This is a genomic window from Streptomyces cahuitamycinicus, from assembly GCF_002891435.1.
Classification (GTDB): Bacteria; Actinomycetota; Actinomycetes; order Streptomycetales; family Streptomycetaceae; genus Streptomyces; species Streptomyces cahuitamycinicus.
On record NZ_POUC01000003.1, the window covers coordinates 54,246 to 65,762 of the forward strand.

An 11,517-nucleotide genomic window follows, 5' to 3' on the forward strand; every position below is an offset into this window, starting at 1 on the left:
GGCGACGGAAAGCCCCGCCCTGCGACGATCAAGGACGTGGCCAGACATGCCGGCGTCTCGGTCGCCACCGTCTCGCGCATCCTCTCCGGTACGTACCCCAACGCCCCTGCCACGCGCAGCAAGGTCATGCGGGCCGTGCGCGAACTCGACTACGTGCCCAACGCCCACGCCCGGGGACTCGCAGGTGTGCGGCCCAAGAGCGTGGCCATCGTGGTCAATTCCGTCATCTCCCCGCACTACGCACATGTGGCGCAGGGGGTACACGAGGAGGCCGCGCGTGCGGGCCGGCTCTGCATTGTCGGCACCACCGGCGGAGATCTCGAACGCGAGCTGGCCGCGATCCAGTTGATGCGCGAAGAGCACGCCGAAGCGGTCATTCTCGTGGGGAACATCAACCCCGACGAGGCCTACCGCGAGCGCATGGCCGGCTATGCCCGCGCACTGGCCGCGGCCGGCTCGCAGCTGGTGCTGTGCGGCCGCCCGCCGCTGGGCCCCGACGTACCGGCCATCGTGGTCGAGTACGACAACACCGGGGGCGCGTTCGCCGCTACCAGCCACCTGCTCTCGGCGGGCCACAAGCGCATCCTGTTCCTCGGCCGGCGGTTCGGGTACACGACGCCGGAGAGCCGGGTCGCCGGTTATCGTGCCGCCCTGGCCGCGCACGGCGTACCGCATGATCCCGGGCTGGAGGTCGACGGCGCGAGAATGGTGCGGCGCGAGGGCTACCGCATGATGCGCGAGCGACTCGACGCAAGGCCACGGGATTTCACCGCCGTCTTCGCCATCAACGACCTGATCGCCGCGGGCGCGCGCGAGGCGCTGCGAGAGCGCGGGCTGCGCATTCCGGAGGATGTGTCGATGGTCGGATTCGACGACCTCCCCCCGGCCGCCGACATCGACCTCACCACCGTTTACATCCCGCACGAGGAGCTGGGGCGCACCGCCGTGCGGCTCGCGCTGAAGAGCGAGACACCCGGGGCCTCCGAGCACGTCCTGCTGGGCACGCACATCGTCGTCCGCGACTCGGTCTGCCCCAACGTGGGCGAAGCCTCAGGCCCGGACTAGAAGGGTTCACCCGATGAGCCGGCGTCCCACGGCCATGTTCGCCATGGATGCACCGAATCTGCCCCAGCTCTTCCCGCCGGACCTGCTGGCCCGGCTGCGGGAGCTGCTCGACATCGACCCCGCGGGCGTAGTCACCGATTTCGGCGATCCCGCGCTGCGCTCCCGACTGGCCCGAGTGGAGGTGCTGGTGACGGGCTGGAGATGCCCGCATCGGGTCCGCAGCGACGGGGCAGGAGATCCCACGCCGCCACGGTGGCGTGGAGTTGGCCTCCCGCGCCCTGGAACGCCTTGACCGCGAAGTTCCAGATCGCCGCCCGGTCCCCGACCAGGTCGACGAAGTACGCACCACCCCCGTGGATCACGGCCTGCCCGGACGCCCGGCCGTCGGGAGGCAGAACGACGGTCTCGTGCTGGGGGCGGGCGGCTGGGAAGGTGGTGTCACTTCCCGTGCCGGCCAGGAAGCCGCACCAGGCTCCCACATCCGGATCGCTGTAGTGCCAGCTGCCCCGGTAGTCCGCGTCGTTGGTGGCCGTGCCGCACAACTGGTAGTTGGCGAGCCAGAAGGCCCGCAGTTCGGCGGCCATACTGCGGCGGTAGTCTGCTGCACGGTCCCGTGATCTGCACGTCCGCCTCAGGGAACCAGGTGTTGTCGATCCGCTCCCAAGTACGTCTGATCGCCTCGACACCGAGCCTCTCCTCGAGGAAGGAGGCGAAGATGAAGGCGCCGTATGGGCGTCGGTCGGTGATCGTGCCCTTCAGAAGCTGGCCTCCCGGGTCCTGAAGGAACCGCTTGAGTTCCGATGCGTACCGCTGCCGTGCCGCCGCGTCCACGTTCGAGTCGTCGCGCAGCGCCTGGTGCGCGCCCCATTCCGCGGTGGCCTCCATCCACGCGAGCAGCTTCCGCACGTTCAGCACCGCATCGAAGTCGATGGTTGTACTGCATCGCGTGGAACAGCGAATGCCGGGCCAGGTAGGGCTCGCACGGGGGTTCTGATCCACTCTCCGTGGAGCCGTGACGGGGCGTCACGGGTGCCTGGAAGGATGCGTGTTCGTGTGACTTCAGCGTGCCGAAAGGCGTCCGGCGCGGTCGGCCAGGCGAGGGAGACTCCGTAGCGGGCTGCTGCACCCAGGGCGCCGCCGATGGAGACCGCTGCGATTACAGGTGCCTGCCCGCGGGCCGGTTCGCGCCGCTGGGACGGCACCGACAGGTCGACGTCGGAGTTTGTGGGCTCGGATATCTGCTCGTGTGAACCGGTCATCGGGGTGGGGCTCCTACTCGTGCGGCGCCCGGGCATGCGGGCGCGTCTCGTCACAAGTAGGGACTGTTGGCGGCGTCGGTGCCGCGGTTCGGGTGCGGCGAGCCCCACCGCCGCGCGGCCACCCGAATGGCGCAGCCGCTGCGGCCCAGCGTAGCGGAGAGCCAGCGGGGCCCAGCGTCAGGCCACCTCCACGGGAAGTGACACCGCCACGGAGAAGTCGGTCATCGGGGCAGGGTCTGGGTGACGCGCCACAGGCGGCGGGGCAGTTCGCCTTCCTCGAAGGCGTGGACCTCTTGCAGGATCCAGCCGTCGGCGAGGGCATCGACCAGCTCGCGCGGGAAGAAGTGGACCGCGAAGCCGCCGTGCTCGAAGATGTCGTCGCCGTGCGCGGTGCCGGCGCCGTAGTGGGCGTCGCCGGTGTGCCGCACGGTGTAGAGGAACACGCCGCCGGGCCGCAGCAAGCGGCGGACCTCGCCGACCAGGGCGTGAATGTCCTTCGTCGACAGCGCCATGCACAGCAGCATGTGAGCGAAGACGGCGTCCACGGAGGCGTCCGGCAGCGGCAGCGGCTCGCGCACGTCGTGCACTGCGGTGGTGACCCGTTGATCGATGCCTTGGGAGTGGGCGGCGTCGCGCAGCTGTTCCAACCCGACGGGGCTGAAATCGGTGGCCTGGACGGTGAAGCCCTCGCGGGCGAAGTACAGGGCGTCGCGGCCGTGCCCGGCGCCCAGCTCCAGCACGTTCTCGGCTCCGGCCGCGCTGAAGGCGGAGGCGGCGTGGACCGCGGGCTCGGACGGCTTCTCGCCGTACATGCCCGGGTGGGCGGCGTACGTGTCCTGCCAGTGCCGCCGCTGGCTCTGGGCCAGCTCCTGCTCGTCCGCCATGGTCTGCCCCTTCCTGGTGTGTCCGTGTGGAGCTTGCACCTGCGCCAGCCGTTTAGTTGCTGCGGGGGGCGTACATGATCACGGCCATACCGGCGAGGCAGACCAGGGCGCCGATGATGTCCCAGCGGTCGGGCCGGTAGCCGTCGGCGACCATGCCCCAGGCGATCGACCCGGCGACGAAGATTCCGCCGTACGCGGCGAGGATGCGACCGAAGTTCTCGTCGGACTGGAAGGTCGCCACCACCCCGTACAGGCCCAGGGCGATGACACCGGCTCCGATCCACACCCAGCCCTTGTGCTCGCGGATGCCCTGCCAGACCAGCCAGGCACCGCCGATCTCGAAAAGGGCGGCTACGACGAACAGGGCAACGGAACGAGCGACAGTCACACCAGTGGACCCTACCGGCGGCCCGTACCGCTGATCTTCAGCGGGTCGGCGGACGCAGTGCAGCCGCATCCGCCCTCACCTGCCGTCTTCGGCGCGCAGGAGCAGGCGCGGCGGCGCCGGCCGAGCCACCAGGTTCCGGCGGCGAGCACAGCCAGGACGATGGCGAGGGCGGGCAGCCAGCCCACCACTGCCCCGGCACCGGCGCCGACGACCCCGGCTGTGATCAGGACGGGCAGCGCGCAGCACGCCACGCAGGCCAGGGCGGCCAGGCCCCCGAGCGCCCTCGGCGTGCGGTGGGGGCGGGGGTCAGCAGCAGGGTCCGGCATGACGGTTCTCCTCGGCGAGGTCGGTGAAGGGGATGGGGCAGCAGGCAGTGGACGCGCAGACGGTCAGGTCGTCGCAGCCCGCCTCCACGGCCGCGGCCAGGGCGGTGCGGATGGTCGTCAGGTCCGCGATCTTCGCGTCGACCTCGGCGAGCTTGGCCGCGGCACGCGGTTGAAGGCCCGGGACGGGGCGGCCGTGGCGGTGGCGGCCGGCCTCCAGTAGTTCGGCGACCTCCTCCAGCGTGAATCCGAGCCGCTGGGCGGCCTTGATGACCCGCAGTGCGGTGACGGCCTCCTCGTCGTAGAGGCGGTGGCCGCCGGGGCTGCGATCGGGTTCGGCGAGCAGGCCGCGCCGCTCGTAGTAGCGCAGGGTCTGGATGTTCACCCCGGCCGCGGCAGCGACCTGCCCGCTGCGCAGACCTGCGCCGCTCACGGCACATCCCGGCGGGCCGCCGTGGCGGCCCGCTCGTGCAGGGCATCCAGCACCGTCTCGTGCGCGCCGTCGACCTCGACGTGCAGACGGATCTGCTCCGGGCCGGGGGTGACGGTAAAGGTGAAGAACGAGCAGCAGCCGCTCTCCCGGGCCACCAGGTCGCGCACCCTCTCCTCCACGCCCTCACCACCGGTCAGCACCAACTCCAGCCTCAGCCGGTCCGGCAGGGAGGAGCCGGCCAGCCGCTCGGCGAACAGTGCGTCGAATTCCGCGACCCGCAGCGGCTGCTCGGTGGTGGGCAGCGTGCAGGACCGCGGTACCCAGGTCGTCATCGTGACCACTCCCGTCATCGTGTCCCCGCACCGTGCGGGCGGGGACATCTCCGACGGTAAACCTGTACCCAGGTACCGGTTGCAAGCCTGGGCGGCCGAGCTTTCAGCAGGAGTCGCAGCCGGTGAGGCAGCCGCACGTGATTCAAACGGCCCGGATTGAGTGGAGTGCCGATCCATTCCGGTACCTCCGCGTGATGGCGGAGGCCCGGTACACGGATGAGGCGGGCATCACTGCTGAGGTGTTCCGCACGCTGAGCGCCGCGGTGTGCGCGGTCATCTGCGTGCTGCTCGCTGTCCTGGCGCATGTGGGGATCAGGGGCGACGCGGTGCCCCGGTGCGGCACGACGAACCGCCGGACGCCGCATGGGCGGTGTCCGGCGGCCTTCAGAGCCAGCGGCAGGGTCAGTGTCCGTCGCAGCAGCCGTCGCTGTCGTGGCCGGAGCCGTGGGCGAGCGGCAGTGTCTTCAGCGGGCGGCTCCGGCCCGGGACGGGTGTGGCTACGGCGCCCTGTTTGACGCGCGTCGGCCGGTCGGTGGCGCAGCCGGGGCAGCAGCCGTCGGCGGCATCCGCGGCGGTCGGTGCCTTCTGGCCGTCCCCGGCTGCTTGTTCGGTGCGCGGAGTGATCACCAGCAGCGGGCGCTCGGCCGGGGCGGTTGCCGTGGTGGCAGGGTCCGTCGCGCAGTCGTCGCAGCAGCCGTCATCGGCCTCGCCGGTACCCGTGCTCACAGTGGCCTCCGCGGCCTGTTGCGGTGCGGGTCGGGCGGGTGCGGCCTGGCGCACGGTCGGGGTGAGGGTGGTGGTGTCGGGCAGCGGGGTGGCCTTGGCGGCGCGGATGGCGTTGGCGATGACCAGGACTTCGGCGAGTTCGTGGATGAACACCACGGTGGCCAGGCCCAGGACGCCGAGGGCGGCCAGCGGGATCAGGACGGTGATGATGGCCAGGGACATGCCGATGTTCTGCAGCATGATGGTGCGCGACCGGCGGGCGTGGCGCAGCAGCTGGGGCAGGTGGCGCAGGTCCTCGCCCATCAGTGCGGCGTCCGCGGTCTCGATCGCGACGTCGGTGCCCATGGCGCCCATCGCTATGCCGACATCGGCGGTGGCCAGGGCGGGGGCGTCGTTGATGCCGTCGCCGACCATGGCCACACCGCCCCGGCCGCCCCGGGCGCGCAGCTCGGTGACGAGGTCGGCCTTGTCCTCGGGGCGCAGGTCGGCGCGGACGTCCTCGATCCCGGCCGCTTTGGCGAGGGCCTGGGCGGTGCGGGTGTTGTCGCCGGTGAGCATGGCCACCTTGACGCCCAGGCGGCCCAGTTCGCGTACGGTCTCGACGGCTTCCGGGCGGAGTTCGTCGCGGACGGCGATGGCGCCGAGCAGCACGGTGTCGCGTTCGACGAGGACGACGGTCGCGCCCTCGTCCTGCAGGCGCTCCAGCTGCGCGGCGAGGCCGGCGGGTTCGATGAAGCCGGGTCGGCCGAGCCGTACCGGCGTGCCGTCGACGTCGCCGCGCAGGCCGTGGCCGACGACCGCGGTGACGTCGGCGGCCTCGGGTATCTGGTCGGCGGCGGTGATGATCGCGGCGGCGAGGGGGTGTTCGCTGCGTGCCTCCAGGGCGGCGGCCAGCCGCAGCACCTGCTCCTCGTTTGCGCCGTTGGTGGTGAGGGTGCCGATGACGCGTGGTTCGTTGCGGGTCAGGGTGCCGGTCTTGTCCAGCGCCACGGTGCGTACGGTGCCGAGTTGTTCGAGGGCGAGGCCGCCCTTGACGAGGGCGCCGGTGCGGCTGGCCGCGCCGACGGCGGCGACGACGGTGAGCGGCACAGCGATGGCGAGTGCGCAGGGCGAGGCCGCGACCAGCACGACCAGGGCCCGCTCCAGCCACAGCAGCGGATCACCGAGGAGCGCACCGAGTCCGGCGATCAGCAGGGAAAGGATCACTATGCCGGGCACCAGGGGCCTGGCGAGCCGGTCGGCCAGGCGCTGTCCGGAGCCCTTGCGTTCCTGGGCCTCTTCCACGATGTGCACGATGCGGGCCAGGGAGCTGTCCTTGGCCAGCGCGGTGACCTCGACCTCGATCGCGCCGCCGCCGTTGATCGCGCCCGCGTAGACCGGCTCGCCGACGCCCGCCTCGACGGGCATGGACTCGCCGGTGATGGCGGACAGGTCCAGGCTGGTGCGCCCGGAGCGGATGACGCCGTCGGTGGCGGCCCGCTGCCCGGGCCGCAGCAGCATCACATCGCCCAGCGCCAGGTCGTCCGGTGTGAGTTGCACTTCGCGGCCGTCGCGGAGGACGGAGGCGGTGTCGGGGACCAGGTTGAGCAGGGCACGCAGGCCCTGCCGGGTGCGGACGACCGCGTAGTGCTCCAGCCCCTCGGCGATGGAGAAGAGCACGCCGAGCATGGCGGCTTCGAAGAACTGACCGAGGACCACCGCGCCGATCGCGGCGATGGTCATCAGCGTGCCGACACCGACGTGCCGGTGGGTGAACAGGTTGCGGACGGCCGCCGGGACGAAGGTGGAGGCGCCGACCGCGACCGCGGCCAGCTCCAGCACCATCTCCGGGGTCTCGGCTCCGGCGCGGCCGGTCAGCCACGCGGCCAGCAGCAGCACGCCGGCCACGACGGCGAACCGCAGCTCACGTACGTGCCACAGGCGCTTGGGTCCCTGATCGTGTTCCTCGGCGTTGACGGTGGCGTTCGCCTCAGCCGGCGCGCAGCACTCCGCACCCATCGAGGTCCCCTTCCCTGTTCGTACTAGATCTCTATGGCGGCATCGACGTCGTCGCCGAGGAGCACACCCAGCAGCGCCCGGCCCCGCTCGGTGAGCGTGTACATCACCAGCCGCCCGTTCCGGCGGGAGGTCGCCAGCCCCGCGTTGCGTAGCTGCCGTACGTGGTGGGAGACGAGGTTCTGCGCCTGCCCGACGATCCACGCCAGGTCACACACGCACAACTCGTCACCGGCCGCCAGCGCCGCCGCCACGTTCAGCCGCGTCGGGTCGGCCATCCCCTTGGCCGCCGACGCGGCAGGTTCCAGGGAGCCCAGCGCCGGCAGCCGCCCGCGGATCTCCTCGGCGTGGGGAAGATCCAGGCAGAGCAGGTCGCAGGCGTCGACTCGTTCCTCGGTCACATCAATATCCTAACGTTCATTGATATGTTTACCCACGGGTAGTTCCCATGCCGTCCTGAGCAGGCAATATTCGCGGTGGACGGAGCCACGTCCACACATCATTCGTGCATTCTGCTGCCCGGTCCGCATCAGCGGCGCTCCGATCGACCGCCCCGACCGCCCTCACAGCGGCCCCCAGGGGCTCGACGCCATCTCGACACCTACGGCGCCGGGCGGGCGCAGGACAAGGCCGTCAACGAAACCGGCAGGTCACTCGCAGGCCGCACGCTGGTGCTGCAGGGCTTCGTCACCCGGGCGACGACGGAACGTGATACCTGAGCCGGCTCGTCATCAGCTGCTGCGCTGCGGACGCCCAGGTGCGCAAGGTCCCGATCGTAAGAATGCGTAGACAGTAAGTAGCGGAAGGATTCAGAACGTAGCGGGGGGATTCAGATGCCGACGGTGAAGCCGGCCGACCAGGACTGCATCTGGCTGATCAGGTAGCTCCACACCCCGGTGACCATCAACAGGCCGGTGGCGATCACCATGCCGCCGCCGATCCGCATCACCCACTGGTAGTGGGCCTTCACTCAGGCGAACACACCGAGCGCCTTGCGGAACGCCAGCCCGGCCACCAGGAAGGGCACCCCCAGCCCCGCACAGTAGGCGACGGTCAGAACCGCGCCGCGCCCGGCGCTTGCCTCGGTGAACGCCAGCGCCTGCACAGCCGCCAAGGTGGGGCCGATGCGCGGCGTCCAGCCCACACCGAAGAGCACACCCAGCATCGGAGCCCCGGCCAGCCCGAGCGCCGGACGCCGGTGCAGACGCCACTCCCGGTTCATCCCCGGAAGCACGCCCATGAAGGACAGGCCCATGAGGACCGTCAGCGCGCCGAGGATCCGGATGAGCGGTTCCTGGTATTCCAGCAGGGCGTTGCCCGCATAGCCGAAGGCGGCGCCGAAGGACACGAACACCGCGGTGAACCCGGCCAGGAACAGCAGCGTGCCGGCCAGGATACGACCGCGCCGCGCCTCGGCCAGGTCCGCGCCGCTCACCCCGGTCACGTAGGACAGATAGCCCGGCACCAGCGGCAGCACGCACGGGGAGAAGAAGGACACCGCCCCGGCCAGCGCCGCGATCGGCAGCGCCAGCAGCAACGAGCCGCTCAGCACCGTGGCCTCCACATCGGCCGCGATCATCACGGCTCAGCCCTCCTTCAGTACCGGGTCGATCAGCTTGCGCAGCTCGGCCTCGCTCAACGCCTTGAGCGCGCGGGCGGCGATACGGCCCTGACGGTCGATGACCACCGTGCTCGGGATCGCGGAGGGCGAGACGGTTCCCTCGAACCTCAGCAGCTCGCGCCCGGTGGGGTCCCACAGACTGGGATAGGTGATGCCGTAGTCCTTCTCGAAGTTCCGCGCGTTGGATTTCGAGGCGTCCCGGGTGTTGATCCCCAGGAACTGAACCCCCTGCTTGCGGGTGTCCTCGTAAACCTTCTGCAGGTGCGGCGCCTCCGCCCGGCACGGCGCACACCATGAGCCCCACACGTTGATGACCACGATCTTTCTGAGCCGCAAACTGCGCGGCGGGCCGCCATACGGCAGGTGTGGACAACGTGCTGAAGCTGGGGGCCGGCCACGGTCGGCGGAGGCGCGTCACCAGAGTCTGCCTAGGCACGTTTCGGACCCCGAGCAGTGGTCGGCACGACCTGCGACGGTGCCAGCGCGTGGGGCCAATGCCAGCCCCGCTGCCGAATCGCTCGGTGGGACTACCCTGCCGACGTGCCCTCCATCTATCGCGACGTCGCGCGCCAACAGCGAGTGCGGAACTGGTGTCTCGAGCGGCTCGGTGAGTGGGACGTGCCGCACCTCCGCCATGAGGTCCCGACGACCGCCGGAGTCACCAGCGTCATCACCGCGGGCCCGGACCGGACGGCCGCCGTGCCGACTGTGGTGCTGGTGCCTGGCACGAACACCAACGGCGCCGTCTACCGGCACATCGCCCGAGCCCTGGCTGCGCACTGGTCCACGGTGGTGCTCGATGTGCCGGGTCAGCCGGGCCTGAGCTCTGACGCGCGTCCGCGGCGTGGACGGTCGGCCTGGTACGGGCAGTGGCTCACCGAAGCGCTGGAACAGACGGTACCGGGGCCGGCTCTGGTCGTCGGGCACTCGCTCGGCGGGGCCATCGTGCTCGCGTCCGCGTCCCCGCAGATCGCCGGTCGTCTCCTGCTGTCCAGCGCCGGGCTGGTGCGGCTCCTGGTTCCTCCTGCGGTGGTGGCCGCCACCGTGCCATGGCTCGCACGGCCGACCATGCCGCGTGCCGCACGAGTGCTGCGGCACATGGTGGCACCCGGCGGGCGCGTGCCCGCCGAGCTCGCCGAGTGGATGACCGTGGTCGCCCGCTGCTGCCACAGCAGCCTCGCGCCTGCCCCACTGCCGCCAGCCCTGCTGGCCGACCGGCAGTCCGTGCCGTGCCTCGTCGCTACCGGCCGCCATGACGTCTTCCTGCCGCCCCGGCGCGTAGGGCCGGCTGTGCACCGGCACCTGGGCACCACACTGCACGTCCTGGACAGTTCGGGACACCTGCTTCTGGACGAGGCACCCGACGACATCGTCACCCTGGTGGGACGGGCCGTGGCTGCGTGCCCCGGCGACGGCGAGTAGGCCGCGGACCGTACAGCGCAGGGCTCGGGGATGCACCGGGACGTACGGATTCGACCTGGACGGCGGGGCCCGGACGGCAGTCGCGCCGGTGCGTTTCTCTCTCATCTGATCCGGGCACCATTGCGGGCCGAGGGCTTCCCGGTCAGCGGTCGAGTACCGGTTTCGCTGTGTCCAGCGCCGCGCCCACCTGATCGGCCAGACTCACGGCAACCAGACGCGCCTGCAGGGACGGTGCTGCGGCGCCGGGCTCCGGCAGCAGCATGAACCGGCCGAGATAGCGCCCTCCGACCGAGGCGCGCAGTTCGATCTCCTCAGTGGGCCAGCCGTCCTTCTCGATATCCCGTTGGGCTCAGCCGACGGCGACCGAGCCGTCCTGTTCCAGACGGGGGTGCCGTCCGAGCAGCGTGCCGTGTTCGAAGCGGCAGCCTTGCAGTCCCAGGATCTCGACGAGCTGTCGGCACACCTGGTCCACCACCGAGTAGGGCGAGGCACCGCTCTGTACCAGGGACGCTGTGTCGTGGATCCGCGTCAGGTGCGCCGCGTCGGTGACGGTGACCAGTTTCAGTCTGCGTGCGTGGGCTGCCAGTTGGGAGACGGCCACGCCCACTGCCAGCAGCGGGAGCGTGGTGGTGACGTCGTCGCTGTCGGAGATGACGAATTGCTGGTAGGGGCGGGTGAGGAAGAAGTCGAACCATGCTGCGGCGGACAGTGCGGCCACTACTCCGGCGGTGCGGCTGCCCAGGGTGGCGATGGCCACGACGACCACGACGAGGATGAGTGCCAGGTTCGCGGACGAGATGTGGGTGCGGACCGGGACCAGGGCCAGCGCGACCACGGGCGGTGCGAGCAGGGCGGTGGCCAGGGCGATCTGGTCACGAAGCGGGTTTCGCATGGTCCACCTCCTGCTCGGGCTGTGAGAACCAGAATCACTCTGCCGGGTCCGCCCGGCCAGAGCGACACCCCTGCCTTGACGCATCCCTGACGCCGCGAACGCGGAAATGTGCACCTCGGCGGGCTACGGCGACGCCGTGGCCGGAAGATCTGCGGGGGCCGATGTGTGGCTGGGGGC

At 70.9% G+C, this 11,517-nt stretch carries 11 protein-coding genes and 2 pseudogenes; 2 read left to right on the plus strand and 11 right to left on the minus strand.

Annotated features, from left to right (window positions below; genetic code table 11):
- Window positions 1–36 precede the first annotated feature (36 nt).
- Window positions 37–1,065: a LacI family DNA-binding transcriptional regulator gene (locus C1J00_RS00950; RefSeq protein WP_342751638.1), complete on the plus strand. Its 1,029-nt coding sequence runs from the start codon at window positions 37–39 to the stop codon at window positions 1,063–1,065.
- Window positions 1,066–1,196: 131 nt separating this feature from the next.
- Here C1J00_RS00950 and C1J00_RS47810 read toward each other — a convergent pair whose 3' ends face one another.
- The 10 genes and pseudogenes from C1J00_RS47810 to C1J00_RS01005 form a co-directional block, all read right to left on the minus strand.
- The gene (locus C1J00_RS47810) at window positions 1,197–1,649 is read right to left on the minus strand and encodes a hypothetical protein (protein WP_102907117.1); all 453 of its coding nucleotides are present in this window, start codon (window positions 1,647–1,649) and stop codon (window positions 1,197–1,199) included.
- Between the two features lie 896 nt (window positions 1,650–2,545).
- Window positions 2,546–3,208, minus strand: a complete 663-nt coding sequence (locus C1J00_RS00965) for a class I SAM-dependent methyltransferase (protein ID WP_102907118.1) — start codon at window positions 3,206–3,208, stop codon at window positions 2,546–2,548.
- Between the two features lie 52 nt (window positions 3,209–3,260).
- Window positions 3,261–3,596 carry a YnfA family protein gene (locus C1J00_RS00970; RefSeq protein WP_102907119.1) on the minus strand — a complete coding sequence of 112 codons (336 nt, stop codon included), beginning with the start codon at window positions 3,594–3,596 and terminating at the stop codon, window positions 3,261–3,263.
- 11 nt (window positions 3,597–3,607) lie between these two features.
- The gene (gene merT, locus C1J00_RS00975) at window positions 3,608–3,922 is read right to left on the minus strand and encodes a mercuric ion transporter MerT (RefSeq protein ID WP_102907120.1); all 315 of its coding nucleotides are present in this window, start codon (window positions 3,920–3,922) and stop codon (window positions 3,608–3,610) included.
- On the minus strand, window positions 3,903–4,352 hold the full coding sequence (locus C1J00_RS00980) for a MerR family transcriptional regulator (RefSeq protein WP_102907121.1): 450 nt from the start codon (window positions 4,350–4,352) through the stop codon (window positions 3,903–3,905). Before C1J00_RS00980 ends, merT begins: the two co-directional genes overlap by 20 nt.
- The gene (locus C1J00_RS00985) at window positions 4,349–4,684 is read right to left on the minus strand and encodes a hypothetical protein (RefSeq protein ID WP_245936135.1); all 336 of its coding nucleotides are present in this window, start codon (window positions 4,682–4,684) and stop codon (window positions 4,349–4,351) included. Before C1J00_RS00985 ends, C1J00_RS00980 begins: the two co-directional genes overlap by 4 nt.
- Window positions 4,685–5,086: 402 nt before the next feature.
- Window positions 5,087–7,408, minus strand: coding sequence for a heavy metal translocating P-type ATPase (locus tag C1J00_RS00990; protein WP_102907123.1), 2,322 nt, complete (start codon window positions 7,406–7,408; stop codon window positions 5,087–5,089).
- Between the two features lie 23 nt (window positions 7,409–7,431).
- Complete coding sequence (locus tag C1J00_RS00995; protein WP_102907124.1) at window positions 7,432–7,806, minus strand: ArsR/SmtB family transcription factor; 375 nt, start codon at window positions 7,804–7,806, stop codon at window positions 7,432–7,434.
- A 428-nt stretch (window positions 7,807–8,234) separates the two neighbouring features.
- A pseudogene (locus C1J00_RS01000) lies at window positions 8,235–8,984 on the minus strand (cytochrome c biogenesis CcdA family protein).
- A gap of 6 nt (window positions 8,985–8,990) precedes the next feature.
- Window positions 8,991–9,350: pseudogene (locus C1J00_RS01005) on the minus strand (TlpA family protein disulfide reductase); the annotation flags it as partial.
- Window positions 9,351–9,566: 216 nt separating this feature from the next.
- Between C1J00_RS01005 and C1J00_RS01010 the strand changes: the two are divergent.
- Window positions 9,567–10,448: an alpha/beta fold hydrolase gene (locus C1J00_RS01010; RefSeq protein ID WP_245936136.1), complete on the plus strand. Its 882-nt coding sequence runs from the start codon at window positions 9,567–9,569 to the stop codon at window positions 10,446–10,448.
- A gap of 349 nt (window positions 10,449–10,797) precedes the next feature.
- On the opposite strand, the gene C1J00_RS01015 is transcribed toward C1J00_RS01010, so the two are convergent.
- Window positions 10,798–11,340, minus strand: coding sequence for a DUF4118 domain-containing protein (locus C1J00_RS01015; RefSeq protein WP_342751639.1), 543 nt, complete (start codon window positions 11,338–11,340; stop codon window positions 10,798–10,800).
- Window positions 11,341–11,517: the final 177 nt, after the last annotated feature.